Source organism: Paenibacillus sp. Y916 (assembly GCF_056786435.1).
Genome location: NZ_JBXCJA010000010.1, coordinates 107,543 through 134,433 on the forward strand (window position 1 = coordinate 107,543; position 26,891 = coordinate 134,433).

Annotated in this window: 24 protein-coding genes and 2 pseudogenes; 21 read left to right on the top strand and 5 right to left on the bottom strand. The window is 39.8% G+C overall.

The window, feature by feature from the left end:
- Positions 1-16: 16 nt before the first annotated feature.
- From AC1TO9_RS18785 to AC1TO9_RS18815, 7 genes are all read left to right on the top strand, one after another.
- Positions 17-736, top strand: coding sequence for a lantibiotic protection ABC transporter ATP-binding protein (locus tag AC1TO9_RS18785; protein WP_482060142.1), 720 nt, complete (start codon positions 17-19; stop codon positions 734-736).
- Positions 733-1,491 carry a lantibiotic immunity ABC transporter MutE/EpiE family permease subunit gene (locus AC1TO9_RS18790; protein ID WP_482060143.1) on the top strand — a complete coding sequence of 253 codons (759 nt, stop codon included), beginning with the start codon at positions 733-735 and terminating at the stop codon, positions 1,489-1,491. Before AC1TO9_RS18785 ends, AC1TO9_RS18790 begins: the two co-directional genes overlap by 4 nt.
- The gene (locus AC1TO9_RS18795) at positions 1,492-2,214 is read left to right on the top strand and encodes a lantibiotic immunity ABC transporter MutG family permease subunit (RefSeq protein ID WP_482060144.1); all 723 of its coding nucleotides are present in this window, start codon (positions 1,492-1,494) and stop codon (positions 2,212-2,214) included.
- A gap of 13 nt (positions 2,215-2,227) precedes the next feature.
- The gene (locus AC1TO9_RS18800) at positions 2,228-2,890 is read left to right on the top strand and encodes a response regulator transcription factor (protein WP_482056217.1); all 663 of its coding nucleotides are present in this window, start codon (positions 2,228-2,230) and stop codon (positions 2,888-2,890) included.
- Positions 2,881-4,254, top strand: a complete 1,374-nt coding sequence (locus AC1TO9_RS18805; RefSeq protein ID WP_482060145.1) for a sensor histidine kinase — start codon at positions 2,881-2,883, stop codon at positions 4,252-4,254. Before AC1TO9_RS18800 ends, AC1TO9_RS18805 begins: the two co-directional genes overlap by 10 nt.
- A 49-nt stretch (positions 4,255-4,303) precedes the next feature.
- Positions 4,304-4,507, top strand: a complete 204-nt coding sequence (locus tag AC1TO9_RS18810; protein WP_482056219.1) for a hypothetical protein — start codon at positions 4,304-4,306, stop codon at positions 4,505-4,507.
- A 607-nt stretch (positions 4,508-5,114) separates the two neighbouring features.
- Positions 5,115-5,837 carry a dihydropteridine reductase gene (locus tag AC1TO9_RS18815; RefSeq protein ID WP_482060146.1) on the top strand — a complete coding sequence of 241 codons (723 nt, stop codon included), beginning with the start codon at positions 5,115-5,117 and terminating at the stop codon, positions 5,835-5,837.
- Positions 5,838-6,023: 186 nt separating this feature from the next.
- Here the strand turns inward: AC1TO9_RS18815 and AC1TO9_RS18820 are convergent.
- Positions 6,024-6,537: pseudogene (locus tag AC1TO9_RS18820) on the bottom strand (tRNA dihydrouridine synthase); the annotation flags it as partial.
- 131 nt (positions 6,538-6,668) lie between these two features.
- On the opposite strand from AC1TO9_RS18820, the pseudogene AC1TO9_RS18825 reads away from it, so the two are divergent.
- From AC1TO9_RS18825 to AC1TO9_RS18840, 4 genes and pseudogenes are all read left to right on the top strand, one after another.
- A pseudogene (locus tag AC1TO9_RS18825) lies at positions 6,669-7,088 on the top strand (recombinase family protein); the annotation flags it as partial.
- Positions 7,089-7,268: 180 nt separating this feature from the next.
- Positions 7,269-7,721, top strand: coding sequence for a nucleoside deaminase (locus tag AC1TO9_RS18830; protein ID WP_482056221.1), 453 nt, complete (start codon positions 7,269-7,271; stop codon positions 7,719-7,721).
- 444 nt (positions 7,722-8,165) lie between these two features.
- Positions 8,166-8,636, top strand: a complete 471-nt coding sequence (locus AC1TO9_RS18835) for a DinB family protein (RefSeq protein ID WP_482060147.1) — start codon at positions 8,166-8,168, stop codon at positions 8,634-8,636.
- 633 nt (positions 8,637-9,269) lie between these two features.
- Positions 9,270-12,260 carry a hypothetical protein gene (locus tag AC1TO9_RS18840; RefSeq protein ID WP_482060148.1) on the top strand — a complete coding sequence of 997 codons (2,991 nt, stop codon included), beginning with the start codon at positions 9,270-9,272 and terminating at the stop codon, positions 12,258-12,260.
- Positions 12,261-12,298: 38 nt separating this feature from the next.
- Here the strand turns inward: AC1TO9_RS18840 and AC1TO9_RS18845 are convergent, their stop codons facing one another.
- The 4 genes from AC1TO9_RS18845 to AC1TO9_RS18860 all read right to left on the bottom strand — a co-directional run bounded on the left by AC1TO9_RS18845 (position 12,299) and on the right by AC1TO9_RS18860 (position 15,987).
- Positions 12,299-13,219 (bottom strand): phosphoenolpyruvate carboxykinase (ATP), encoded by a 921-nt coding sequence (locus tag AC1TO9_RS18845; protein ID WP_482060177.1) that lies wholly within the window; start codon positions 13,217-13,219, stop codon positions 12,299-12,301.
- 94 nt (positions 13,220-13,313) lie between these two features.
- Positions 13,314-13,442, bottom strand: a complete 129-nt coding sequence (locus AC1TO9_RS18850) for a paeninodin family lasso peptide (RefSeq protein WP_482056224.1) — start codon at positions 13,440-13,442, stop codon at positions 13,314-13,316.
- A gap of 15 nt (positions 13,443-13,457) precedes the next feature.
- Positions 13,458-15,407, bottom strand: coding sequence for an asparagine synthase-related protein (locus AC1TO9_RS18855; protein ID WP_482060149.1), 1,950 nt, complete (start codon positions 15,405-15,407; stop codon positions 13,458-13,460).
- 157 nt (positions 15,408-15,564) lie between these two features.
- Positions 15,565-15,987: a VanZ family protein gene (locus tag AC1TO9_RS18860; protein ID WP_482060150.1), complete on the bottom strand. Its 423-nt coding sequence runs from the start codon at positions 15,985-15,987 to the stop codon at positions 15,565-15,567.
- A 399-nt stretch (positions 15,988-16,386) separates the two neighbouring features.
- Here AC1TO9_RS18860 and AC1TO9_RS18865 point away from each other — a divergent pair, with 399 nt between their 5' ends.
- From AC1TO9_RS18865 to AC1TO9_RS18910, 10 genes are all read left to right on the top strand, one after another.
- Positions 16,387-17,142 carry a YveK family protein gene (locus AC1TO9_RS18865; protein WP_482060151.1) on the top strand — a complete coding sequence of 252 codons (756 nt, stop codon included), beginning with the start codon at positions 16,387-16,389 and terminating at the stop codon, positions 17,140-17,142.
- The gene (locus AC1TO9_RS18870; protein WP_482056228.1) at positions 17,123-17,812 is read left to right on the top strand and encodes a CpsD/CapB family tyrosine-protein kinase; all 690 of its coding nucleotides are present in this window, start codon (positions 17,123-17,125) and stop codon (positions 17,810-17,812) included. Before AC1TO9_RS18865 ends, AC1TO9_RS18870 begins: the two co-directional genes overlap by 20 nt.
- 262 nt (positions 17,813-18,074) lie before the next feature.
- On the top strand, positions 18,075-18,965 hold the full coding sequence (gene galU / locus AC1TO9_RS18875) for a UTP--glucose-1-phosphate uridylyltransferase GalU (RefSeq protein ID WP_482060178.1): 891 nt from the start codon (positions 18,075-18,077) through the stop codon (positions 18,963-18,965).
- Between the two features lie 59 nt (positions 18,966-19,024).
- The gene (locus tag AC1TO9_RS18880) at positions 19,025-19,948 is read left to right on the top strand and encodes a glycosyltransferase family 2 protein (RefSeq protein WP_482060152.1); all 924 of its coding nucleotides are present in this window, start codon (positions 19,025-19,027) and stop codon (positions 19,946-19,948) included.
- Positions 19,927-21,351, top strand: a complete 1,425-nt coding sequence (locus AC1TO9_RS18885) for an O-antigen ligase family protein (RefSeq protein ID WP_482060153.1) — start codon at positions 19,927-19,929, stop codon at positions 21,349-21,351. Before AC1TO9_RS18880 ends, AC1TO9_RS18885 begins: the two co-directional genes overlap by 22 nt.
- A gap of 1 nt (position 21,352) precedes the next feature.
- Positions 21,353-22,138, top strand: a complete 786-nt coding sequence (locus AC1TO9_RS18890; RefSeq protein WP_482060154.1) for an SGNH/GDSL hydrolase family protein — start codon at positions 21,353-21,355, stop codon at positions 22,136-22,138.
- Complete coding sequence (locus tag AC1TO9_RS18895; RefSeq protein WP_482060155.1) at positions 22,135-23,274, top strand: glycosyltransferase family 4 protein; 1,140 nt, start codon at positions 22,135-22,137, stop codon at positions 23,272-23,274. The genes AC1TO9_RS18890 and AC1TO9_RS18895 overlap by 4 nt, the downstream gene beginning before the upstream one ends.
- A gap of 24 nt (positions 23,275-23,298) precedes the next feature.
- Positions 23,299-24,642 carry a lipopolysaccharide biosynthesis protein gene (locus AC1TO9_RS18900; RefSeq protein WP_482060156.1) on the top strand — a complete coding sequence of 448 codons (1,344 nt, stop codon included), beginning with the start codon at positions 23,299-23,301 and terminating at the stop codon, positions 24,640-24,642.
- Positions 24,643-24,659: 17 nt separating this feature from the next.
- Positions 24,660-25,799, top strand: a complete 1,140-nt coding sequence (locus AC1TO9_RS18905) for a glycosyltransferase family 4 protein (protein ID WP_482060157.1) — start codon at positions 24,660-24,662, stop codon at positions 25,797-25,799.
- A gap of 37 nt (positions 25,800-25,836) precedes the next feature.
- Entirely contained in the window at positions 25,837-26,889 is a 1,053-nt protein-coding gene (locus tag AC1TO9_RS18910) for a glycosyltransferase family 4 protein (protein ID WP_482060158.1), read from the top strand.
- Positions 26,890-26,891 lie beyond the last annotated feature (2 nt).

Sequence of the window (26,891 nt, forward strand, 5' to 3'; positions counted from 1 at the left end):
GAAGGAGTGAGGCAAAATGAATCAAGATTTTTTAGTAATGACAAAGGATCTAACGAGATTGTTTAAGAAAGAAAAAGCGGTGAATCAGCTATCTTTGCAAGTACGTAAAAATAGCATCTATGGCCTGCTTGGCCCTAATGGAGCGGGAAAAACAACGACGTTGAAAATGCTGACTGGCTTGATTAAGCCAACGTCAGGTGAAATTATGTTTGGAGGCCACCTTTGGAGCCGTAAGGATTTGAACCAAATCGGTTCATTGATTGAGCAAGCCCCGCTGTACGGAAATTTGACGGCTAGAGAAAATTTGCAGGTACACACGACTTTGTTAGGCTTGCCTAGACGAAGGATCGATGAAGTATTGGAAATCGTTGATTTAACACAGACAGGTAGCAAAAGGGTGGGGCATTTCTCTATGGGAATGAAGCAGCGGCTTGGGATTGCGATCGCCTTATTGAATCATCCGAAGTTGCTTATTCTTGATGAACCAACGAATGGTCTTGATCCAATTGGGATTCAAGAATTGCGTGAACTGATCAAGTCCTTTCCAAATCAGGGCATTACGGTCATTTTATCGAGCCATATGCTATCCGAGGTTCAGCATGTTGCTGATGATATTGGTATCGTAAGTCACGGTATTTTGGGTTATCAAGGTAAGGTCTCTCATGAGGAGGATCTGGAGGGACTGTTCATGAGCGTTGTCTCTGAGAATCAGCAGAAGGTGAGGCAGAATTCATGAAGCGATACTTATTATCCGAACATTTGAAGACAAGACGAACGACGCTGCGGAAAATGATGATTTTCATCCCGATTCTGTGTACTTTGGTTGCATACGGCTTCAGCTCTATGGGAGGTCCGCAAGTTATAAAATGGACGCTGTTGACGATGATGAATCACTGGGCACTGATGTGGATGCCAGCCTTAATTGCTTTACTGGTTGGGCTGAATCATAATCTTGAGCAAAGATCGACGGAATATAAGACGATTTTTAGTTTTGCGATCGACCTGAAAATAAGCTGGTTTTCTAAAAATGCACTGCTCGCAATCTATAGTTTATTTTCAACTTTACTGCTTGGATGTTTCCTTTTTCTGCTCGGCTTAACAGGAGTATTTAATGCGGAGTTAGCCACGATTATGAATATTGTCGCGGCACTATTTCTCTGTTGGCTGTTGACGTTGTGGCAGATCCCTTTTTATCTGTGGCTGGTTAGAAAAGTGAACTTCTTTATTCTGATGATTGTTAACTGCATGCTTGGTGTCGGTCTAGGAGCTATCTCAGCTCCAGAAAAATGGTGGTGGGCCAACCCATGGGGGTGGTCATTGCGGCTGGAGGCCTGTCTATTGAAGCTTCATCCTAATGGAATTCCTCTCCCAGAAAGCAGTCCTCTGCTTGACAGATCTGTTCTCCCGGTTGGAATTATACTAAGCCTGATGTTGTTAGGTATTATATTGTATTTAACTAGTCAGAGCTTTAAGCGTGGGGAGGTACTGTAAATGAACAAATTCTGGTGTAGTTATAAAGCTGAATTTATAAAGCAAAAGCATAGCTTGTTTTTCTGGCTGCATGTGGGGATACCGATCATACTGGTGATCATGCTTGATTTATTGTATGTTGGCAGAATAGGCGCTCTTGAGGCTAGCTACTTGTTTAGAGTTTTATTTGAATTGGTGGGGTTTTCCTATCCTTTAGTCATCGCCGTTATATGCGGTCTTATAACCAATCAGGAGGAGCAGGCTGGACAGTTTCAGATCATGTTGGGGAAGGGTTCTAGTAAGGTTGCTAGTTATTTGGGTCAGTTGGGTATGCTGCTTACGATGGGATTATTCTCGCTTGTACTCGCTGTAGTCGGTTTTGCAGCATCCGCGAGATGGATGCTTGGAGTACAGGGGATAGACTATAGCTCTGTTCTTCGTACAAGTGGGCTTATGTTCATTAGCGTTATATTTATGTACTGCTTGTCCTTAGTGCTCGGTTATTTATTCGGGATCGGGATTTGTAGCCTGGTTGGATTTCTAGGCATGATCGTGGCCGCTTTGGCAGAAACCAATTTGGGTGATATGGTCTGGATCTATCTGCCATGGGCTTGGGCGATCCGAATCGGAAATGGAGCAGCGATTCAGAGCGGTTTGATCTGGATGGGAACGATGACCTTCTGTATACTTGTGATTAGTATGCTCTGGTTTCGTAATTGGGAAGGACGACGTTTGACAGGATAATTGAGGTGAATAGATGGCCAGAATATTGGCGATAGATGACAATTTGAGCATTCTGAAGATTATCAAAAGTGCATTGCAATTGAAGGCCCATGAGGTAACAGTGCTGGAATCAGTCAGGGGTGTAGCGATTGAGGATTTCTGTGGGTATGATTTAATTTTACTCGATGTCATGATGCCAGAAGTAGATGGCTTTGAGCTATGCCGGAAAATTCGGGATAGCGTTGATTGCCCTATCCTATTTCTGACGGCGAAAACGGAGGAAGCAGCTATCGTGCAGGGGTTGATGTCGGGCGGCGATGATTATATCACCAAGCCGTTTGGCATTATGGAGCTGAATGCCCGGATCGAGGCTCATTTGCGTAGGGAAAACCGGGACAAACACACGCATAAGGCGGCCTCAGGTGATATTTTATTTGATTTTGATAAGAAGGAAGTTCGAGTGAAGGGCGAATTGCTGGATTTCACCAAAAACGAATATTTGATCAGTGAGTATCTGATGACTCATCGCGGCAAGGTATATACGAAAGAGGAGATTTTCGAAGCGGTGTATGATTATGATAGTGATACGCAAATTAAGGTTATCTCCGAGTTTATTCGCGTTATCCGTAAGAAATTTAAAGTATACGATTGTTATCCGATCGAGACGGTCTGGGGCGTGGGCTATATATGGAAGTAAAGACATCTTCATTCCAGACGTATCTATTCAAATTCACCCTTAAAATATCAGTGACATTAGTGGCTATCGGTTTGATTACGGTTCTTGTTCCTACTATTGGATTAATGTTGGGAGTTTTGCATCCGGCTAACTACTCAGAGCGATTAGTTACACAAGCGAAAGAGACGATTCAACTGGCAAAGAGTGTGACACCTGAGATGATTCCCACAGGGTTGCATTATGTCGTTCTCAGTAAGGAGCATCTGGACGTTGTTAGCGGCAATATGAGTCAAACCGAAATCAAGAAGGCCAGAAAGGCAACCGATGGCAATTACATTAGCGGACTAGGCAATGCGGTCTACACTCCGATTGAAAGCTCCGATGAGTACGTCGTGATCCGTTACCGTTTGGCTGTTCAATTTGCAAATCCTATTTTGCGTAAGTTGATCCCTACGCCAGCAGTTGTCTATACTGTTCTGGCTATTGCCTGTTTTTTCGGAGTGTTGTTCGGAAATATTCGTCGGTTCGCCAAATTGATGAGAATCGAGTTCTCCAAGCTCAATACGATTACAGAGCAAATCAAGGTAGAGGAATTGGATTTTGTGGTAGGGACCTCTTCGATTACGGAGTTTCAACAGGTGATGGAATCTTTGGATAGTTTGCGAACTGCATTACAGAAGTCAATACAAGCCCAGCTTGTGCAAGAAAGAAGCAAGCAGGAGCAAATTAGCGCTCTAGCTCATGATATTAAAATCCCGATTACGATCATTAGAGGCAATGCCGAATTGCTGAGCTTGAGCTCACAGGAAGAAGCGCAAGAAGAGTTCACAAAGGAGATTATCGCTGCATCGCAGCAGGTAGAGCATTATATCAAGCTGCTCGTACAAATGTCACAGAGCGATGAGACGTTTAGTAAGCAGGTTCAGCGGGAACCAATTCAGGATTTTGTACTGGCGATTCAGAAGGATACAGAGGCTATCGCTTTGAACAGAGGGGTATCCTTTATATTGGATAATCGTATTCCTATTCAAGCGACTTGGGAAGTTGATGTCCATTTAATGCAGCGGGCGTTGATGAACGTTTTGATGAATGGTTTAGACTTTACACCTGCAGGTCTGTCATTAATTTTAACGGCTTATCTTGAAGGGAATATGGTCAGTTTAGAGATTGTGGATGAAGGTCCGGGATTTACAGAAGAAGCGCTCCAAAGAGGAAAGGAGATGTTCTACTCGGGCGATAAGAGCAGAAGCAATACAGGGCATTATGGCATTGGACTCGCTTTTGCTAATAAAGTGATACAAATTCATAAGGGTACGCTTCAGTTGCACAATGACTTGAATACAGGCGGAAGTCATGTGAAAATTTCTGTTCCTTGTCGAACGTGAATGGATTTTTAAAATGAAAAAATGAGATTTCCCAGTATAATCAAAATGAGTGATCGGAACTGGAGTTCTATATGCGACGTTTTGTACTGGGCATCCCAACACATGTGAAAATCGTTATATCGATGAATACAAAACGTCAGAATATAGATTAGAATCAGATTTCAAAGAAGATGAGCAAAGAAAAACGGATTATCATGGTAGGGAGTTGCTTGAGTTGTTGCAGAACGTAGATGATGCATTGATGTCCTACTAGAATAAAATAATAATATTTTCACAGTAGCCAATAAGGGGACAGTTTTGGTTATCCTTCTCAATACTTTACGACGCTATATCATTAATAAGAGGAATGTATGATGGATTCTATCCTTATTTCTTTCTAAATCCGAATAGTCACATACCTGATGGAGTTGGCAGCTATGCAAATGTGGCTTTAGTTATTGTAGGTTTCACTTTTGTGTATTGCATGCTTGGTTTTCTGCTAATAGCAATAAATAGAGTTATTCCGAGAATTAAAAATGCAAAGTACTTTCAAAAGAATAAAAAGGTTATGTGATATGAATTATAAAATAGTATCACCTTATTTAACAATACTAGCTAATATGAGTTTGTTGTTATTCCACAATCGGGCGCGGTAATCGAATAAGATCGTGTCCTCCTTACGAAATTGATAGTGGTTTTGCCGTTCCTGCACTGTATGTGTTAAGGTGAATTGTTTTTTACCCAATCCTTTTGTTTAAATTGACAGTGAATTAAAGTTACATAAATTTACTTAAATAATTAATCTTTTTAATTGAGAATTGTTATCACTTGTTATATACTAGATAATAACGCTACATATAATTGAGTAAGGAGAATATATAATGCAAATACACTGGACTAAAATAAATAAGATTATTGAAGAAACGCCTGAGGTTAAAACATACTTGCTCGACTGTCCGGAAGGCTTTACATGGGAAGAAGGTTCCCACACCCACTTTGCACTGGAAGGTTTTAATGCCGGAGATAAACCAAACCGTAGCCTAATTCGTCACATGTCAATCTCTACTTTACCGCATGAAAATTCAATAGGGATCACAACTCGCATCAGAGAGCAGTGCTCTGAGTTTAAAACGATTTTAAGAGATCTTGAAGTCGGCAATGAAGTTGCAATATTTAAAACTCATTCGAATATACCGCTTAAAAGAGAAGACAAAAATGTTTACCTGCTGTCATCAGGTGTCGGCCTGGCAACTTTGAGACCGCTTGTACTTGATTATTTCGAACGTGCTGACAACGTCAATCAAATTCATTCCTTGAACATCGATTCATCAAAAGATTTCTTATTCACTAATATTTTTGAATCCGCACCTGACAAGAAGTTCACATCACAGTTTGTCGATAACCGTAAAGACTACTATGAAGAAGTGAAAAGTCTTGCTGCGGACAAGGATGGACTCTTTTATGTTGTCGGCAGCGACGAGTTCCTCGTGCAGAACATTGAAGTACTGCGTGAGCAGGGCATCAAGCCGGAACAGATTATGCTCGACAAGCATGAACAAAAACTGCTTGAGTTTTTATCATATGATATATCAGTGGATGTATAACTTTATAGATGTGTATATAGGCTGAGAAGTCTGTAGCATCAAGAGTTTCCTTATGAGGAAACTCCGTTTGATCACATAGTGCAAAAATGAGAGACCTTTCATGAGTTCATTGAACTTGTGGGAGGTCTCTCATTGTTTTAATCATGCACAGGTGGGTATGCTTCAATCTAATTCTTGATCTAAAATAGGTATTGGTGAAAATGCCGCGGCCAATCATGACTCCATCAACGCCGTATTGTTCTACTAATTGTAATCCTGTTGCGCGGTCAGGAATGTCTCCATTAATGGTTAACAACGTATTTGGAGAATTTTCATCGCGTAATTTTTTCATTTCAGGGATTAGTTCCCAGTGTGCATCTACTTTACTCATCTCTTTTTTTGTACGAAGGTGAATGGAAAGATTCGCAATATCTTGTTTCAATATATGTCCTAACCAATCGCGGCACTCGTCAATATCATGGTAACCCAATCTTGTCTTAACACTAACTGGTAATCCGCCTACTTTTGCTGCTTGAATAATTTCTGCTGCAACTTCAGGATGTTGTATTAATCCAGCACCCTTTCCATTGGATGCGACGTTTTGTACTGGGCATCCCATGTTTAAATCGATACCACGAAAACCAAGTTTTTTCAGATCAATACTCATCTGTTCAAAATATGTAGGTTTATTGCTCCATATATGAGCGACAATCGGTTGCTCATATTAACTCCTCCTTTGCCATCATACATAGTGTCATTTTTTTTCGTTTGATGCACAGAATCAATTGTGAACGACAGACACATTTTGGTGTCTGTCATCCATCACACTTCATGTTGTTGAATATGTAAGATGATCAATTAGTTGTGACGAAGCTTGACCGTTTCGCCCGCTCCACTATTGACGCCTTAACGACGGTAGAGGAACTATTCAAACGCGGCGTAAAGATATACGTCATGAATATGGGGACGATTGAAGACACGCCCAATGGAAACCTTATTCTTACGATCTTTTCTGCCTTCGCCAAGTTCGAACGCGATCTAATTGTTTCACGGACGCAAGAAGGCAAGGCGATCGCCAAACAACGCGACGACTTCCGCGAAGGTCGTCCGAATAAGTTCAACCGCAAACAAGTCGAACATGCCCTTTCGCTTCTGGTAACACATTCGTATACGCAAGTCGAATCCATGACGGGAATCAGTAAATCGACGTTAGTACGTGCAAAGCAAAAGAAAGATGCAGGGGCTTCGGAAATCGGCGTTACAAACGATTAGTACCATACATATACGTACAAGGAAGCGGCTCCGTAGCCATCGGCTTTCCCGCATTCTGGCGTCTTTAATTGTTAATTTCTTCCATCCAATATATAATTAAGTTAGTGTACAATAGTATGGAAATGTGAACTACATATTATTTATTTTTTGGACGGCAATGGTCAGAAGGAGATGATTATAATGATATCAAGTATAGAACATCCCAGCGAAATGATAATGCGAGAATTGATTAAAGATGCATGGGATGACAAAGGAATAGTTGCAGCAGTTATCGACTCACTAGGTAATATAATTGCCAAAGGCGAAACAACAATTTGGAAAGACCACGACCCAACTGCACATGCTGAAATAAATGCTATAAGAAGCGCATGTATGGAACTAAAAACGGATAAACTGTCAGGCTACTGGCTATATTCAACATTTGAACCCTGCCCACTATGCGCTTCAGCAATAATTTGGGCAGGGTTTGAAGGTGTGGTATATGCCAATAACCCTGATTTTAAAGGCAGACAGGAAAATTGGTCATTTATAAAATGCAGGGATGTTATAAAGGCAGGCAGCTATATAAGCGAGGTTAAGGTTATTGAGGATTTTTTGCTCGATGAAATAAAGGATTATTTTTTGGTAAAATAAGCGTTACTCCACAAAATAAGCATGATTGACGGTCAAAGAATGATGATTACTTCCGCTAAATCAGCCCAGATGTTTAAATCATTTTATGACGTGTTAGTGTCGAACAATATACTTTCGGAAACTTTTGCAAAACAAGATTATTCAGAAAGAATTAAGTATCTTGAAAAAATCTCCCTAACTTTATCGTGACGAAATAAAGGTGGGTTGCCGTTTTTTGAAGAACTAATCGGCGTCGGTCTAAATGATCGGCGTCTATAAAGACAAGGGCAAATGCCATTCCAGTTCTATTTTAATGTCTGTACTCCCTGTCAACTCGACTCATGTTGAGTGTGTGGCTTGGTTGGAGCTAGAAGAGGGTAACTCTTAATCGGGTCGCACCCAGTTTGAATATAGAGTCCCATTGAGTATACAATAGAAAGAAATACATTCATTGGAGGAAAAAACATGTATCGTAAAGCAGAAGACTTTTTGGCAGATTGGGTGGCATCGGCGGCTGGTACGCTGTCCGTCATGAAAGCGATCACGGATGACAAGATGAACACGGCGATCGTGGAAGGACATAACTCACTGGGCTGGCTGGCTTGGCATTTGGTCGGCACGGCGGGGGGGTTCGGACAACTTGCCGGATTGAATACTCCCGCTATCGAGCGGGGGGCTCAAGTGCCGGAGCGCATGGGCGAGATCGTGGAGAAATACGATGCGGTTATCGATGCCTACAATAGCGAAGCAAAAAAATTCACGGATGAAATGATGACTGAAGAAATCAACGTTTTTGGAGGCAAGATGATCAGAGGTAAGTTTTTGCGGATGCTCATCGATCATCAGACGCATCATCGCGGTCAAATGACGGTATTGCTCCGTCAAGCGGGACTGACGGTGCCGGGCGTGATGGGACCGACGAAAGAGATGCAGTAAGCGCTGCTTGTTAACATTAATTCTTAAAAAAGAGGTTTCTCATGAGTTCTAATTGAACTTCATGAGAGGCTTTTTTTCTGTTGCTCAAGATGCCAGCTAAGTGAATAATAATCGTAATCCTTTGAATTTCAAGAAGTTACAAGGTGGGATTATGCCTTAAGTCACTGATAATTGAGGCAGGGCTAGGAACAGGATCTTTAACTGAGATGCTACCGTTCATGCAAGAAATGCATCTGAACCTCAATGATTCTGAGTTAGAGCAAACGTACAATAGTTGTCATCAGCAGGAAAATGATAACAGCCATACATCAAGAATGAGGTATAACAATTTTATATTTCCCGCTGAAACGGATACCGTCCTTAAATGGATAGTATCCGTTTTTATTTGTGTAACGATGTAGAATTGAAGAAGAAGTAGTACTCATATCCATGATGGCTTTGAACTGAAGTGCCCTCCAATAGGTATGAAGATATAGATGTACTTAAGTAATGGCTTAAGGAGTTGTTCTGAGATCCAGTGGTTACAATTAACAGCTATTCTGAATATATATAGTAAAGTAACACCAGGCATATCATTGATTTGTTTGAAAGCAGGGTTGATTTATAACGATCAGGTTGTCAGGAGGGATTGCAATGACAGAAGAGCAAGGAGTTAACTCAAATAACTCGAACGAGAAGAGTCTATCCCCACTACCAGCGAAAGCGATCAAAGATGATATGTTAGCTTTGGAAGATTTATATTTGAGGGCTAGGGAAGTAGCTAATGGAATAATGAGCATTGGAATTCAAGACTCAGAGATAAGACAACAGAACAAGCTAGATGAATATGGGGTAAGCATTAGCCAATATATAGTTGATCCGACAGGCGTACTAGATAGCTACGGAGGGGTAATATCAGCACTGCAAGCATCTTCTGATGAAATATTCATCTCCAAAGGAGTTTATCTAATAGGGCAAAATATAACCATTCCTGCAAATAAGAAACTAGTATTTGGTCGTAATGCTAGATTAAAACCTGCTAATGGCGTGACGATTACTATTCATGGTACTTGGGTTGCGAGTGATGATGACTGGATATTTGATATGTCATTAGGTGGTGTTATCGGAGGGGATTTCAAAGTTAATGGAATCCGGCCCGAATGGACAGGAGCGAAAGGTGACGGAATTACTGATGATGCAAAAGCATTTAATGATGCTATGACGCTATGTGCGAAAAAAAGAAAAATGCTATTGGGTGCGAAAACGTACAAGGTTAAGTCCACCATAGAAAACAATTCTAGAGGGATAGAAGGTGTCGCAACATATGTTGATGGCGGTAATAGTGGTACTTTAATCTCGTTTGATCCTATGGATACAGAAACTGATTTACTCCCGTGTATAAGGATTTCAAACGCAGGTGTAAATGCGGTGTTTGAAAACTTTAGAGTATCAGGTGTTGTGGGTTATAATTCGCGGTATCTATCTAGATGGGTCGATAAAAGTAAGTTCGAAGCAGGGATCTACGATATGTTTTCTAAGGGTGTTGTTGCTATAGATGTATCTGAGTCAGCTACCCCCATCTTTAAGAATGTTTCGACTACATCGGTGAAAGTTGGACTGTTATTAAATAGTATGAAAGGTCATATAACAAACTATGATTGTGGTTGGAGTGGCCTAATTGGTGTCTATTGCCGTAGAAACAGTGGTGACTATTTCTTTCAAGGTGGGAGTGTAAGTGGTTCGTTTTGCGGTATCATGTTGGGTATAATCAACACGGCTAATCATCGTGGTGGAATTTCAGTGAGGATGACGAGGGTCCATATGGGCTTTAGTCCATACTGTTTCTATCAAGTTAAAGACACTGATGATTATGATTCACTTGCTAACTGTGTCGGGTTAAACGGTGCGTTTGAATCAGTACGGTTTGAAATGACGGGTGAAGCATGTATTAAATTATTACCGAAATCCGAATCAAGCGGCCACTATTCAGGAATGGGTTTAAGTTGGTCCCCTATTAATTACACAGACGAGCCAGGCAGATGGCAGTATTCCCTCCCTGATGATTTAATGATACCTTCAGAGAAACAGAAATATTGCTTTCATTTTGGTAAAATCAATAACAAGCTAATCATGGATAATTGGGATGAGGGTGGTGCTAATAAATCACCTTATTCAGCGGGAGCGATAGGGGTAGCCTATTTTGATCATATAGCAACGGATGACATCATGTTGGATGGACTTGGGAATGACCCAAGTCAGATCACTGTTAGGAGAAAAAAGGAATCCGCGTCAATGACATTAACAACTCCGAGAGCAGTGGAAGATGTGCTACATGCAAAAGCACATAATCCTATAAGCCATGGGCAACTGGCTAAAAACCCTGAATTAGTGTCCAGTTGGACTACAAATAACGGAACTAGCTTATATAAAGTAACGGACTTATCACAACTCCCAATAGGGTTGAGCGGTGAAGCAAAATCATATTTAGGAGAGAACGTCACAATACTAAAAGTAATACCGGATGGTATAAGTAATCCTTCTTTTTATTTGAATTCAGGAAACTATCCTTCCGTTGATAATATTGGAAGGGAAATATGCTTTGAATATTTTGTCTTCTGTGAAGTGCAAACAAGTATCAGGACCAGTCTTGGGTTCGCTTCAGCTCCTTCGTTATATGATCAAACTTATGCTATTCCTGCACTCAAATGGTTAAGAATACGAAATAGAGGACTCAAACAACCTAGTGGTACGTTTCTACAGGCACGGTTTGGTGGTTTTAATAAGACAATCCCATTGTATTTGGCTGGTGTAATGGTTAGTTATGATCACACGGGAACGTATGCCCCTGTTAATCACGCGTATACAAATACAGATTTTGAAATCGGAGATAAAAACGGATTAATCTTAACGGACACGATGGACGGAACCCGGAGTAGGATAAACCTAACAAATGGATCAATACAGTCTGAAAATATGAATATAAAGACAAAGGTATATTCACCAAACGGCATACCTTATAAAGTAACCGTAGCCGATGATGGTACTTTATCAACCTCATTAGATGCTTTGGTGTATGATTCATTTGAGCGAGCTGATAGCATAACATCGTTGGGCAGTGCTAGCGCCCTTGGTGGAGCATGGAGCACTATTAGTGGAATATGGGGCATATCATCAAATGAGGCTTATTCTGCTACGGTGCCAGGCAGTACGGTAAAAGCTATTCTATCTAGTGGGGTAGGTGCTACGAACTATAACATTGGATGTACTATGAAAGGTCAATTAACAAGTAGCACCGATTATAGTAGACCTGGCATTATGTTTAAATGGGTAAATACAGATAATCACTTTTGGGCTGAAATCATAAATAACGCTTTGCAACTATGTAGAAGAATAGCTGCAGTCGACACTATAGTTTCGACGTTCCCATTAATCCCTTTGGATGATACTTATTACAAGATGAATGTAACTGTTAACAACAATGTTATATCTGTGTATGTTAATGGTGATTTAAAATTAAGTTATAAACTCATCCCATCAGATATAGCGGTGGTGGGATCGTCTCAAATCGTTGGGCTGAGATATCGTGGTGTTGGTACTCCTTCTACTCCGGCAAGGTTCAATAATTTTGTAGTTGAACAAATTTAAACGATTTATCTTGGTTATTGGTAGCCACACGACCCCTCTTATTTCCTGATTGCATTTAGCACCATATCGGTCAGCTGATGAACGGTAGACTCATGTAATGGGCGCCGGAGTTGGTAAGTGTCGATACTTCCGGACATACGTGCTGTCGTATCGAAATGCCAATGGGTTAATCTGCTATCTGGAAGGAAAAAATTACGGTATGTATGGCGATAAAGGAGCGGAAGTCGCTCTAACTTATCTATTACTCGAATCTCGGCGTGGCTACAGTCTGTCTTGATCAACTCAAATATACCTGCTAGAGGAAGGGTGTTGGTAGAAAAGTGAGAGGTGACGGGGATGGCATATTTGGTCTCGCGGTCGGACACTGGACGGAATTGATCCGAATTCATGCCGAAGGTATCTAAGCTCTCTTGCCAAAGCTTCTGCTGTGGATAGGCTGGCGTCACATATGGGATATTGTTGGAACCGAGCGTAACAGCGATAACGTCGTCAGTTAATAATTGGAATCCCCTTTGAATAAAGGAGGAGGCGAGCGTAGACTTGCCATGGCCGGAATCACCGATGAACGCATAAGCTTTATCGTTAATAACTACTGCACTGCCATGAAGAGGAAGGATCCTTCTCTGCAGTAGAACAGCACCCATGCATGATCCAAGAACATATAGTCGGATCTTATCCTCGTCCGCACCCTTCTCGGGCGAAATAGTGATGTTTGTCCCACCCTCGATGGAGAAAATGGCCAAATCCGAGATCCAGAACATGATTAGATTCTTGGTTACTGCGAATTTTCTCGGTGGGACAGAAAATTCTAACCATTTTTCACTTAAGTCAGCATAGCGGATGGTAATATCGACAATACTGTCAGGGGTGTCTATCTGTTGCAGTTCAGGTAGTTGGATGTCACTTTGTATGGAATACCCGAAGGCTTTATAAACGGTCTTGCTCATTGTATGAACCACTGTCTTCACCCCATTGCTTATAATAAGAATAAAAGAGGAAAGCCCTAATATCCAATCAGGAATATAAGGGCTGTTCTTCAAGAAGAATGATTTCTTAGGATGTATAATGTATTGTTTCATCAGGATCCGGTTGGAATGCATCAGGTCTATTATTACCAGGGCCAGCCATCGTCATGTTAATATCAAGTACTTCCAATGCAGGTACGTTCCATTCTTTTTTCATTGTTGTCACCTCCCTTCAAAAGTTTTTTTGGAGAAATCGATACACGATTAAGCTACGCATTAACACCTTGATGGTAGGGTCGTACGCCTGATTAGGATCAAGCCCATTGCGGGCTTGGGTTAGTGCATCATGGAAGACAGGCATGTTGATGATCTGTTGCATTCGAGAATCACGACTCAGATGCTCAAGCTCCTCAATAAAAACAGGCCATTCTTTAGACATTCGATGGATAGAATCGGCTGCTTGAGTCCCTTTGGTACGTTGATTGAGGCGGATGGGATCAGGGAGCCAACCTTTCGTAGACCGTCTAACCAATGCTCGATCCATGCCATTCTGAACGAATTGTTCTATGGGAGTCGACAGGCAGAACCGAATTACCCGCAGATCATTGGTTGGATCATGGCCCGTTAATGAATACTTAAGAGAGAGCTTACATGTACTTGTCCCTGAGATACTCCACATATTCACGCGGTCGAAATGCTGCCTTCTTGCTTCAAGTGGATCTGCTGGAAGATCTAGAGTGGATCCAATACCAGTGAATTTACTGTCTCCAAGCTTGTCATATATTCCGGTTTGCCTCGCATAATCTGAATTTATTAATTCCGGAAAAAGATTATTTGTGTTGGTAGGTCTTATTCGTTCCACAATAGGGTATGCTTTGCGGCTAACAATGGAATAAATACGTTTACGTCCGACTCCGACATTCTTGCTGAATAGATTGATCTCTTGGGATAAGCGAAGCCATTCAAACCTCTTCATAAGCATGCTATAATACTCGATTGCGGGCCCCCAAGAAATACTGTAATTTCCTCTGGCTCCGTTGAGTAGAGTACCGATTCCTTGCTGTTGTGCTTCCTCAAAGATGCCTCTCAACCAGAATGAGTTCTCGAAGAACTTGTAGGGGGACTCCATGATGTCAAGCCAATCATCTATTTCCGAGAAAGAGCTTCTTCCTTTGAAATCCAAGTAATTGTCGTTTATGTTTCCTACATACTTTACGGTCTGATGTATGAGTGGTCTTTCGTCCGCGAGCCTGTGCTTCGGTGTCCAATCAACGAATCCATCATCAGGGATGTAACTGAAGGTATGAAGCATGCGGTTATCATTCTGTAAGGTTTTGGCTGCGAAACTAACGACTGCACCTGAGTCTAATCCTCCGCTAAGATGAGCACCGATATTTCCGCTAGTGCGTTGAATCCTTGCCGTAACAGCTTTATTGAACACGTCCCGGAATTCCTCTTCATACTCTTGCGATGATGCAAGATGCAGAGGAATTACATTTGCAAGGCTATCGTACCTAGCAATAACCACCTTATTATGCTTGATGCATAACGTATGGGAAGGTGGTAACTGCTCAATATTTTTATAGATAGTAGTTGAAAGTGTCGGTGGCTCGAACACACCGCTGATCGCTAGAAATTCGGCCAGCCATTGTTCGTTAAGCTCTTTATGTATATAAGGCAAAGACAACAAAGGGTGGATTACAGTGCAGAAAGATAACTGCTGCTCATTGCGGTGATAATAGAGTGTTCGAGCACCTGAGAAATCCCTCGCACCAAAAAGCTGCTTCTTTCCTTCATCCCAGATTACGAAGGAGAAATCTCCGACCAGTCGTTCGGGCATTCGTTCACCCCACTGCTCATAAGCAAGGAGTAATACTTCACTGTCTGTCATGCTTTTCCTAAGGTTATGTAAGACTTGCAATTGATCCATTAGTTCATCTCGGTTATCAATGATGGCATCTGCTGTTATGGCAAGCCCGCGATACGAATCGTAGTAAGGCAGTGTTTCGTGAATGGACTGCTCCGTGATCCACTGCGCATGGCAACCAAGCATAATGTGATCCTTATGCCATATTGCGCTTTGATTTGTTGGATACTTTTTCAGAGCTTCCATCATAAGGTCGCTATGATCGAACTGAAGGGGTTCCCCATTGAAACGATAAATACCGGCTATTGCACTCATTCGGTCTTCCTCCGTTATGAACTATCCGTTGACTTTAATATCATTTAAGTAACAGATGTAATTGATACATAATGTATCACTGGAGTTATCATATAACAAGTATACAATTTGTAGCAAGTGTTTTTTTATAATTTATGCAATTTCAAAAAAACATTGATTATTGAATATGTTTCTTATAGACCTTGAGCTTATGCGAAAACAAGATAAGACATAGTAGATAAGCAAAGAGAATGCCAGCTGAATCGTTGGCAATGTCATAGATCCGACCACCCCGAAAGAAGAATAGTTGGAGAATTTCGGTCACGGCTGCATAGATCATGGAGAAGAAGAAGGCGGATTTAGTTTTTCCGAAGTTTGACGCGAGCAAAGCAAGGATAAAGAAACCGATAAAATGTCCTATTTTCCTCTCAATCCAATCATGACTTGTCCATTGAAAATCAAGCCTCAGTAGCTCCGCCCAATCAGGAGTCGGATTGAACTGGAAATCAACCACATGATATCTGATGAGTAGATGTAGGTTAACCGAGCAAGTGAAAACGAACAGAACGAAAGCCCATATACCAGTAAGAATAATACGCATATAACATCTCCCTTTGTGAAAGCGCTTCTATTATATGTTCTGTTTTACGGAATTATAAAGTGATGGAAATTTTTATACAAATTGTAACTATTCGAGTTAGTATATAGCAGATCTAGTACCATTTCAAGTTCGAAATATTCTAATCTAAAGAATCAGCTTGTTTGATGCATCAGAACATCAAGGCTGATTTTTTTGTTGTTATTTATGTCTGAGTCTCTACATAAACATACAAATTATAATCAAAATTATAGATAAAGTCTTGACATGATACATATTGTATCGTAAAGTATGGAATATCAATGATACGAATTGTATCATAAAAACTTCGAAAGCGAACTCTAGTAATAGAATTTTGTCTGTTACACATATTCTACAAATGAAGCGAGGGATTGCAAGGGAATGGAACTCAAACAGTACTTTAGAATTATTCAGAAGAAATGGTGGCTGATCTTAGCAATTGTTGTCATTGCAATCGCAGCGACAGGAGTCAAAAGCATGTACTTTACAACACCGATCTATTCGGCGAACGCCAAGCTAATCGTTAATCAGTCTGTTTCGGCGGGGGAAGTGGCATCACTTAATACCGGTACTATACAAACAAGTATTAGCCTTATTAATTCTTACAAAGAGATCATCCGGTCATCTGCCATTATGGATAAAGTTGTTGATAAATTCCCTGAATTAGGAGCTACCTCCAGAGAGATATCTTCAATGATATCTGTTACTTCAGCGAACAATTCACAAGTGATGAATTTAGTCTATCAGGATAGCTCGTATGTCAAGGCCGCCGCGATCGTAAATGCAGTTTCTACGGTATTTAAAGATGAAATACCACACATTATGAATGTAGACAACATCACCATTTTAAGCGAGGCAGACACGACTGTATCCCCTGCTCCTATCAATATTAATTCGATGATGAACATTATAATCAGCCTTGTTGTTTCGCTTATGCTGGCGATTGGCCTGATATTTCTACTAGATTATCTTGACGATACGTTGAAGATAGAAGCTGAAATTGTTGGAATCTTGGACGTTCCGGTACTAGCGGCTGTAGGGAAGATCACCAAGGGTGATCAGAAGATCTCCCGGAAGACGAAAGCATTACAAAAACAAAAAGCAGGTGAGAGCAAGTATGCGACGATCAATCAATAATAACGGCTTAATTGTTTCAATGAATCCCGAATCTCCCATATCGGAAGTATATCGATTACTTCGAACCAATATCAATTATTCTTCTAATGATCAGGTATTGAAGACCATCATGGTCACTTCATCCCAGGAAGGAGAAGGTAAGACCACAACGATAAGCAACTTGGCTATTACCTATGCACAGGAAGGCAAGAATGTGCTTCTTATTGATATGGATATGCGTAAGCCGTCACTACACCATATTTTCTCCCAGTCGAATCATAAAGGCTTAAGTACCGTGTTAACAGGACTCATAAGTGTAGAAGACGTGATCCAGGAAACCATGGTCAGTAATTTATCGTTACTACCTTCCGGACCGGTACCCGCTAATCCATCGGAACTCATTGATTCAAAAATAATGCGGGAAATGCTGGAGCAACTAGGGCAGGAATATGACGTTATTCTCATGGACACTCCTCCGGTATTAGCTGTAACAGATAGCGTCATAGCTAGCACATTATGCGATGGCGTTGTTATGGTGGTTGCCGTAGGCAAGGTGAAGAAAATTCATTTGAAAAAAGCCAAAGAACGGTTGAGTCATGTTAATGCACTAATGCTGGGTGTTGTACTTAATCGGATCGATCAAGATGACCAACCGGACTTCTACATGGGTTATTACGGAATGAAGGGATAAACAACTAGAGAGGTGTTCAGGTAAGTAAAGGTAATGTCTACTGCACCTCTATCACTGTAGGCACTCGTTCACGCTGTGGGTCTTAAGGACCTTAGACATTATTGTCGAGGGTGTGATGTGAGGATGGGTTCAATGCCCTTATTAGAAAGTCTAGCTATGCTCTTCTTTGAATGAAGAGTGCATAGCTAGGCCTTTCTACAACTAAGACATTCATATTGGTATTTCGTTAAAAGAATAATTAAAGATGGGTAGTGGATGAATGATGAAAAGAGTGAAAAAGGCAATTATTCCGGCAGCAGGCCTTGGGACACGCTTCTTACCTGCAACGAAGGCCATGCCGAAGGAAATGCTTCCGATTGTCGATAAGCCTACGATTCAATACATTGTGGAAGAAGCGGTAGCAGCAGGAATTGAAGAAATTATCATCGTGACCGGGAAAGGCAAACGCGCCATTGAAGACCACTTCGACCATGCGTTCGAGTTAGAGAATAACTTGTTCAGCAAAGGGAAATTTGATCTGCTTGATGAAGTTCGTCGTTCCTCTAATGTAGAAATTCATTACATACGTCAGAAAGAGGCAAAGGGACTTGGACATGCGGTATGGTGCGCCCGTAAATTTATTGGTAATGAGCCATTCGCTGTGTTGCTCGGAGATGATATCGTACAGTCCCAGACACCTTGCATCCAGCAGTTGGCAGAGCAGTTCGATCAAGTTCGGAAGTCTGTGATTGGCGTTCAAAGTGTTCCGCATGACCAGACCCAACGCTATGGAATAGTAGCTCCATTGCACAAGTACGGTCGTTTACATGAGGTGGAGTATTTTGTAGAGAAGCCACCGGCAGGCAAGGCGCCGTCAAACCTGGCTATCATGGGCAGATATATATTGACTCCGGAAATATTCGGATTTCTGGAACAGCAAGAATTAGGAGCCGGTGGAGAAATTCAGCTGACGGATGCTATACAAAAGCTGAATGAGAGTCAAGGCGTGTATGCATACGACTTCGAGGGAATCCGGTATGATGTAGGCGAGAAGATGGGCTTTATTATGACTACGCTCATCTTTGCACTACAGAATGAGGAACTTCGTATACCACTGCTGCAAGGTATGGAGAGTATTCTCGAACGAGAACATATTGTCAGAATAAATCGGTGATGAGGCCTTTCTGATTGAATCTATATTAATTAAAATGGAAGATCTGTAAGGGGATTAATATGAAAATCAGTGTAATTGTACCGTCATATCAAAGAGTCGACGCGTTAATGAACTGTATAGAAGGTTTGAAAAAACAAAAGAGATATCCTGATGAAATCATAGTAGTTGTAAGAAACACAGATGAGAACACATTGAATTATTTATCATCTATTTTCATAAAGAACTTAAAGATGGTTCTCATAGAACAGACAGGTGTGGTAGCAGCATTGAACTTGGGAATTGAGCAGAGCTCAGGAGCTATTGTCGTCTTAACCGATGATGATACTGTCTCCCATTCTAATTGGCTTGAGAGAATAGAGAGTTACTATTTATTGAAACCTGATGTAGGTGGAGTCGGAGGTAGAGATATAGTATACCTTCGTGGCGAACCAGTTCCAGCTATTAAACAACAGGTCGGTATAATAAAGTCCTATGGTCGAATCATAGGCAATCATCATATTGGACTTGGTACCACTCGTGAGGTGGATCTTCTTAAAGGGGCTAATATGAGCTTTAGGAAAGATGCAATTCAAGGTTTGATATTTGATGGGAAACTAAAGGGTACAGGTGCCCAAATTTATAATGAAATGGAGTTCAGTCTATCCGTTAAAAAGAAAGGTTGGAAACTTATTTATGATCCGCTAGTATGTGTTGATCATTTTCCAGCCGAAAGATTTGATGAGGATAAAAGAAATAGCTTCAATGAAATAGCCTATTTCAATATGGCACATAATGAGACGTATACGTTACTTAAACATTTAAATTGGAAAAGAAAATTATTATATATCGGATGGATTATTTTCATTGGAAGCAAATCATCACCCGGCGTTATTCAATTTATTAGAATGCTACCAAAAGAGAAATATAATAGTTTTAAAAAAATAATTATTTCGTATAAAGGTAGATGGGGTGGTTGGAAAACGTGGAGAGGAACTTTGGAATAAGTACTTTAAAGCCAGGTATTAGAATGATTATATACGGGTTAATAAACTTTACGGGTGTAATCGTTCTTGGCTCAATTGTTGGAGTTGCTAGTTCAGTAGATTCACTCCATATGAAGCTTCTAGAATTTACATTCCTGCTCCTAAGTATGTTCATTTCATTGCAAATCTATGCCTATAGATCAAACTCATTACTCCCTTATACCTTGCTTATTTGGGTGATAAGTCCAGAAGTAAGGCGCTTAATGGATTGGTCCTTTCAGTCGTATAGCGATACCTCCATCATTTCGCTAGTACCCTATTGTGTTAGTTTGACGCTACTATTACCAATTGTAAGAAATATCAAGTTAATTGACCGTAGAATTAGCCTCATATCTAAAATAATGGGAGTAGCTTTGCTTTATGGATTTTCCATTGGGTTTTTAAAATACGGATTAGCATCAGTATATGATTTGCTAAATTATATTGTTCCATTTCTTGTTCTAATTTATGTGAATGTAAGCTGTTTCGATAGGGATGTCCGTGATAAGTGGCTGAGAAGTTTCTCTTATCTTGCAGTAATCATTGCTGCATATGGAATATATCAATATACTTTTCTTCCCCCTTGGGATAAATTTTGGATGATAAATGCTGAGATGAATTCCATTGGGTTTCCTGAGTCTCAGAACTTTCGAGTGTTCTCTTTCCTGAATTCACCAGGACCAGCAGGTGTTTTTTTTGGATTAGCATTAGCTATCATGACTGTTCAGAAGAAATGGAGAGCATTTGGAATCATTGGAATGATGATTGTAGCATTTGCATTGCTTCTTACTTTGGTTCGTGTTGGATGGATTGCCTATATCATTATGATAATCGCCTACTTTATCAGATCCCACACAAAAAATAAAATACAATTGCTTCTTCTGTGTATCATCTTTTCATTGGCTTACACATTTATCCTTCCAATATTGCCGGGCGCTAATAATGTGACGGCTCGTATTAATACATTCGGATCATTAGAAGAAGATCATTCATTGAATGAAAGACTGAGCTTCTCAAGCGATATATTATCAGGAGTATTGGCCAATCCTGTAGGAAGGGGTCTGGGAAGTTCGGGGATAGGAGTGAAATTAACGCAAAATACAGATACGCTAGTAGCATTTGATAATGGTTATTTAAACCTATTTTATACATTTGGACTCCCATTAGGTTTAGCTATAACATTATCATTTGGGTACCTCTTTGTTAACCTTTTCAAGTTAAGTAAAACTGAGAAAGTCTATTCTCCTATTTCATTGGCTGCAATTAGTGCAATAATATTTCTTTTATTTGCAAGTAATGTTTTGCGTGGATTAAGTGGATTTATACTGTTGTTTATTATTTCGCTCGCTTATATATCAAAGTCGCCAGATCGAGAGGAGACATAGCATGTTAATCGTTTTTTTAGGCGGTTCAATTACAGAAGGGTTGGGCGTTATTAGATCTAGAACAAGTTATGCAGATTTATTGAAATTAAAACTGAGTTCTTCTCATTCACAATCCGTTCAGATCATTAATTATGGAGCTAGTGCAATGCAGGTTAATGAGTCCAGAGAGAAATACGAGGAACAAATTCTAGAATTAGAACCGGACATTATCGTTTTTGCTCATGGGAATACGGAATCGGTCGTAAGAGAACAAAGAAAGTATCTAAAGCTAGTACCTAAAAGGTGGAGGAGAGCGGGTTGGATGGACCCAAGGCCCTACTATTCGACCCGATTGACTAGACATTGGTTGGAAAAGATAGAGTCAGGGTTCCGATGGAGGGTAAAAGTTATCCTCATTAAAGTATTTGGTGGAAAACAGTGGATGAGTATAACAGAATTTGAAAAACAAACAACAGAGTTTACTATGACAATCCTTAATCATACTAAAAAAACAAATATTATATTTCTAACGCCAGGTGATATCGAAGAAAGATACTTTCCCGGATCTCCGGAATCTTTGAGGAAATATAGAGAGGTATTAAAAGATATATCTGTGCTGAATAAATCTAGTAACAGAGTATTTATGTGTGACTCATCGCAATATTTGCATAAATGGAATGATTATTTCTTGGATCGCTTTCACCCTAATGAACAGGGGCATAACCAAATTGCTGAGGCACTCATGGGGACAATCATTCAGCATTCTCTTTTGAGTAATAACCAAGTAATGATAGGGGTGAGCCAATGAAAATCTGTTTCGTTACACATGCGGTAAAGAAAGGAGATGGACAAGGAAGAGTAAATTATGAAGTGATCATAGAGGCATTAAAACAAGGACACGAAATCATAGTTATTTCTACAGAGCTCTCAGAAGAACTTCGGAACCATAGCCAAATAAAATGGATTAGAATAATGAATGTACTAAAAATTCCGACAGCATTATTGCAGTATCAATTATTTGCGTTGTTCTCTGCTATCTGGATATGGACTCATCAGAAAAAGATGGATCTTATCGTGGTCAATGGGTTTATTACCTATGCACGTTCTGATATTAATTGCATTCATTTTGTCCATAGTGCATGGGTAAAGTCAGATTATCATCCGTATCGTGATCACAAAAATATAAAAAGCCTTTATCAGTTATTATACAACAGCTTAAATGCTTTCTTAGAGCGAATTGTACTGAAACGTACCAAACAAATCATTGCAGTGTCTGAACAGGTTAAACAAGAACTAGTGCAGGATGCAAAAATACAGTCTAACCGTATCTCAGTTATTTCTAATGGTGTTGATCTGAATGAGTTTTATCCACGATCGGTTAATCGGGCAGATTTTCAACTGGAGAATAATACAACATATGCTTTGTTTGCTGGAGACTTGAAATCTAAAAGAAAGAATTTAGATACGGTACTTCGTGCTGTGGCTATGGTAGAGAATGTAAACCTAATCGTGCTTGGAAATACTGATAAGAGTACTTACCCCCGTATAGCAAAAGATTTAGGTATAGGTGATCGTGTTCATTTTCTAGGACACAGAAAAGATATCGCGGAAATCATGTCACTCGCAGATTTGTTTGTTTTCCCTTCGAAATATGAACCGTTTTCGCTTGTTATACTAGAGGCAATGGCTTCTGGATTACCGGTTATAACGAGTAGTAAATGTGGTGCAGTTGAACTCTTATCTGATCATTCTGCAGTTGTTATTGAAGATCCAGAGGATATAGCAACTTTAATCAACGCGATTAGGGAACTTCTTTCTAATAAAGAGGGATTAAAGATGATGGCATTGAGAGCAAGGGAAGACGCCCTGAAAAATTCATGGGGTAATATGTCATATAAATACTTGCAAATAATCAACCACACTTCAAAAGTTAAATACCAGTAAAGCAGGTCTGAAGGGATAAAAACTATGGCGATAGCAAATTTGATTAAACAAAGAAATAAATTGGGGAGTTTAGGAAATGTTTTGCGAATTTTTGTATCCAATATATTCATACTTGGATTAAATGTATTAACTGGAATTATCATAGCGAGGTATTTAGGACCAGAGGGGCGTGGAGAACAAGCAGCGATGATTATGTGGCCAAGATTTTTGGCTTATACGTTAACTTTAGGAATTCCGGCCTCATTAGTTTATTATATGAAAAAAAAGAATGGAAATCAGGGATCATTGTATATCACATCTGTGTATATGAGTTTAATACTCGGTTGTGTTGCGATGGCGATTGGTTCTGTCATTATTCCATATTGGATGAAAGGATATTCTAAGGAAGTTATTGAATTTGCAACTTGGGCATTAATCATGTCGCCAATTGCCATGCTTGGAACGATCAATGTGGCTGCTCTTCAATCTAGAGAAGAATATCATCTTTATAACTTTATTAGATATGTCCCCGTATTTAGCACCGTAATCCTTCTTTATGGTCTTGTCCTTACAGGTCACGTCACACCGTTCTATACATCAGTGGCATATCTTTTTCCTGCAATCCCAGTTGCAATATGGATAACAATAAGATTGATCTTAAAATATAAGATGAAGCAGAAAAACAAGATTGAATCTGGAAAAAAGCTACTTGGGTATGGAATCAGATCATATGGCACAGATGTTGCGGGGACATTCTCTGGGTACATTGATCAAATATTGGTTGTTGGATTGTTGTCTCCAAGCAGTTTAGGACTATATGTAGTCTCTCTGAATCTATCTAAAATGTTAAATACGATTCAAAATTCAATTACCTCAGTATTGTTTCCCAAAGCATCAGGGCTTCAACAAGCGGATGCTCTTAATCTAACTTTTAGAGTATTTAGAATTAGCACAGTGATTACAATTATATTAGGTATTGGGATTTTTATTGTAGCCCCGTATCTTTTAATACTCCTGTATGGGGAATCATTTATTGAAGCAATAGCAGTGTTTAGAATATTAATATTTCAAACGGCGATAACGAGTACCTCATGGATACTCTCACAAGGATTTATGTCGATTGGCAAACCAGGATCTGTAACTATTATTAGAGTAGCATCACTTGGGATAAATGTAATATTGTTAAATATATTAATTCCGCTCTTAGGAATAGAAGGTGCAGCTATATCGTTGCTAGTAACTTCGTTAATTGAAATAATTGTAGTTTTTCTTATATATACCATTAAGTATAAAGTTAAATCCAAAGATTGGATTGTTTCAAAGAAGGATATCTTATGGGTGCTTCAGCGTATCAATATTCAAAAAAATCATAGTAGAGAATCTATGTAGAAAGGGGGAAATGGTAGATGAACATTCTTTTATCTATTCATCATAAATTAAATAAGAATGAAGGAGCACCAGGAGTAACCTATCAACTTTGTCAGGAGTATGAGAAATTAGGGCATAAGGCATCCATTTATTCAATTGATGATATTCCATCATATGTACCCAATAAATTAAAATCTTTATTATTTCCTTTTTACCTTTTATCCTATGTGAGGAAAAATGCAAAAAAATTAAAACTTGATATCATTGATGCTTCAAGTGGGGATGCGTGGATTTTGAGTTTGTTGAGTAGAAAAAAACAAGATATTGTTATCATAACCAGAAGCCATGGGTTGGAGCACACAGTACATGAAGCCCTTCTTGATCAACAGCGACAGGGTAATGCAAAAGTTTCATGGAAATACCCTATTTATCATGGAGGTATCCGATTATGGGAAGTAGCAACTTCCTTCCGAAAAGCTGACGGTTGCTTGTTTTTAAATGATTATGATCTTCAATATGCTGTAACCAAACTAAAAACCAACGAACAGTTGTCTCGAACCATTAGTAATGGTCTGCCTGATTATTTCGTTAATCTAGGGGTCACTATAGAATCAATCTCTGATAAAGAAACAATTCATATTGCACAAGTTGGAAGTTACATTCCTAGAAAAGGTATATTACATACAGCAAAGGCAATGAATCCAATCTTGAAAACGTATCAGAATGTAGAGCTCTCATTTATTGGTACAGGTACCTCACTCGAGAGAGTACTATCGGACTATGATCCTGAGGTGCACAGTCGCATACATATTATTAGCAGATACAACCATGAAGAATTACCAAATCTATTAATAGGTAAACATATTTTATTATTTCCATCACTCGCGGAAGGCTTTCCATTGGTATTAATTGAAGCAATGGCCTGTGGTTTAGTACCAATCGCAACAGCAACTCCAGGACCTCTTATGATACTCAAAGATGCTTACAATTCTGTTATTGTTCCTCCTGCGAATAATGAATCGATAGAAAGTAGCGTACACGCTATGATTGGAAATACGGCAAGAATGAATCAGTTACGGTTAAATGCTTACAAATCTGCACAGCAATATAAGTGGTCGGAGATAGCGATAGAAACCATTCATTATTATAAAGAAATTATATCGAAAAATTCAACCTAATAAATTTATTGAAAGCAAACTAAAATGAGGTGATATCTTGAACATCCTACATATAGCCAATCATGTCAAACAGTGCGGTAACGGAATCGTAAATGTCATGATCGACTTAGCTTGCGAGCAAGCAAGACTAGGACATAATGTAGCGGTTGCATCCGAGGGTGGGGAGTATATAGAACTACTGCAAAAGAATAATATCCAACATTATAAACTTGATCAGACGAGAAAGCCCGCACAAATGATGCAGGCTTTTTTTGATTTTCGAAGAATGGTCAAACTATTTAAACCGGATATTATCCATGCGCATATGATGACTGGGGCATTGCTCTCAAGGTATTTGAAAGGGTTCCAGAAATACAGAATTGTTACGCATGTACATAATGAGTTTCAGAAGAGCGCGGACTTTATGAAAGTTGGCGATTCGGTAATAGCTGTAAGTCAAGCGGTGGCCAACTCGATGGTGGATAGAGGAGTACACAAGGGAAAATTACATGTTGTTCCAAACGGTACGGTTGGAAGTCCACGGAAGGGAGTTAGCGAAGGTGTATTACTTAATGGTCCCTCAATAGTAACTGTGGCTGGTTTATATGAACGAAAGGGTATCTTTGATTTAATTGAAGCATTCGAATTTGTTGTTGATAAGTACACTGAAGCTAATCTGTATATTGTTGGAGAAGGTCCGGATAGAAATAAACTTGAGTTGAATGCAGCTAGATCGATTAAGAAAAGCAACATACATTTTTTAGGATTTCAGTCCGATCCGCAAAATTATATGAAAGCTGCAAACGTGTTTGTATTAGCATCGCACAAAGAATCATTCGGTTTGGTATTGATCGAAGCAAGGGAAGTGGGTTGTGCGATCGTCGCAACTAATGTGGATGGAATTCCTGAGACTCTTGATTTCGGAGAATCAGGGTTGTTAGTACCGCCACAATCTCCAGAGAAGTTGGGGAAAGCTATCATTACGATGCTTGAGGACTCAGAAATGAGTGACCAATACCGAAAGCGTGCGCTACAAGGACTGGAATATTATTCAGTTGAAAGAGTGGCGAGAGAAACGTTAAAGATTTATGAGGAGCTATTCATTAGTTAAAT

Bases quoted from the DNA above. Each gene is read 5' to 3' on its own strand.
- AC1TO9_RS18785 (WP_482060142.1), top strand. From the start codon at position 17: ATGAATCAAGATTTTTTAGTAATGACAAAGGATCTAACGAGATTGTTT.
- AC1TO9_RS18790 (WP_482060143.1), top strand. From the start codon at position 733: ATGAAGCGATACTTATTATCCGAACATTTGAAGACAAGACGAACGACG.
- AC1TO9_RS18795 (WP_482060144.1), top strand. From the start codon at position 1,492: ATGAACAAATTCTGGTGTAGTTATAAAGCTGAATTTATAAAGCAAAAG.
- AC1TO9_RS18800 (WP_482056217.1), top strand. From the start codon at position 2,228: ATGGCCAGAATATTGGCGATAGATGACAATTTGAGCATTCTGAAGATT.
- AC1TO9_RS18805 (WP_482060145.1), top strand. From the start codon at position 2,881: ATGGAAGTAAAGACATCTTCATTCCAGACGTATCTATTCAAATTCACC.
- AC1TO9_RS18815 (WP_482060146.1), top strand. From the start codon at position 5,115: ATGCAAATACACTGGACTAAAATAAATAAGATTATTGAAGAAACGCCT.
- AC1TO9_RS18830 (WP_482056221.1), top strand. From the start codon at position 7,269: ATGATATCAAGTATAGAACATCCCAGCGAAATGATAATGCGAGAATTG.
- AC1TO9_RS18835 (WP_482060147.1), top strand. From the start codon at position 8,166: ATGTATCGTAAAGCAGAAGACTTTTTGGCAGATTGGGTGGCATCGGCG.
- AC1TO9_RS18840 (WP_482060148.1), top strand. From the start codon at position 9,270: ATGACAGAAGAGCAAGGAGTTAACTCAAATAACTCGAACGAGAAGAGT.
- AC1TO9_RS18850 (WP_482056224.1), bottom strand. From the start codon at position 13,442: ATGAAAAAAGAATGGAACGTACCTGCATTGGAAGTACTTGATATTAAC.
- AC1TO9_RS18855 (WP_482060149.1), bottom strand. From the start codon at position 15,407: ATGAGTGCAATAGCCGGTATTTATCGTTTCAATGGGGAACCCCTTCAG.
- AC1TO9_RS18860 (WP_482060150.1), bottom strand. From the start codon at position 15,987: ATGCGTATTATTCTTACTGGTATATGGGCTTTCGTTCTGTTCGTTTTC.
- AC1TO9_RS18865 (WP_482060151.1), top strand. From the start codon at position 16,387: ATGGAACTCAAACAGTACTTTAGAATTATTCAGAAGAAATGGTGGCTG.
- AC1TO9_RS18870 (WP_482056228.1), top strand. From the start codon at position 17,123: ATGCGACGATCAATCAATAATAACGGCTTAATTGTTTCAATGAATCCC.
- galU (WP_482060178.1), top strand. From the start codon at position 18,075: ATGAAAAGAGTGAAAAAGGCAATTATTCCGGCAGCAGGCCTTGGGACA.
- AC1TO9_RS18880 (WP_482060152.1), top strand. From the start codon at position 19,025: ATGAAAATCAGTGTAATTGTACCGTCATATCAAAGAGTCGACGCGTTA.
- AC1TO9_RS18890 (WP_482060154.1), top strand. From the start codon at position 21,353: ATGTTAATCGTTTTTTTAGGCGGTTCAATTACAGAAGGGTTGGGCGTT.
- AC1TO9_RS18895 (WP_482060155.1), top strand. From the start codon at position 22,135: ATGAAAATCTGTTTCGTTACACATGCGGTAAAGAAAGGAGATGGACAA.
- AC1TO9_RS18900 (WP_482060156.1), top strand. From the start codon at position 23,299: ATGGCGATAGCAAATTTGATTAAACAAAGAAATAAATTGGGGAGTTTA.
- AC1TO9_RS18905 (WP_482060157.1), top strand. From the start codon at position 24,660: ATGAACATTCTTTTATCTATTCATCATAAATTAAATAAGAATGAAGGA.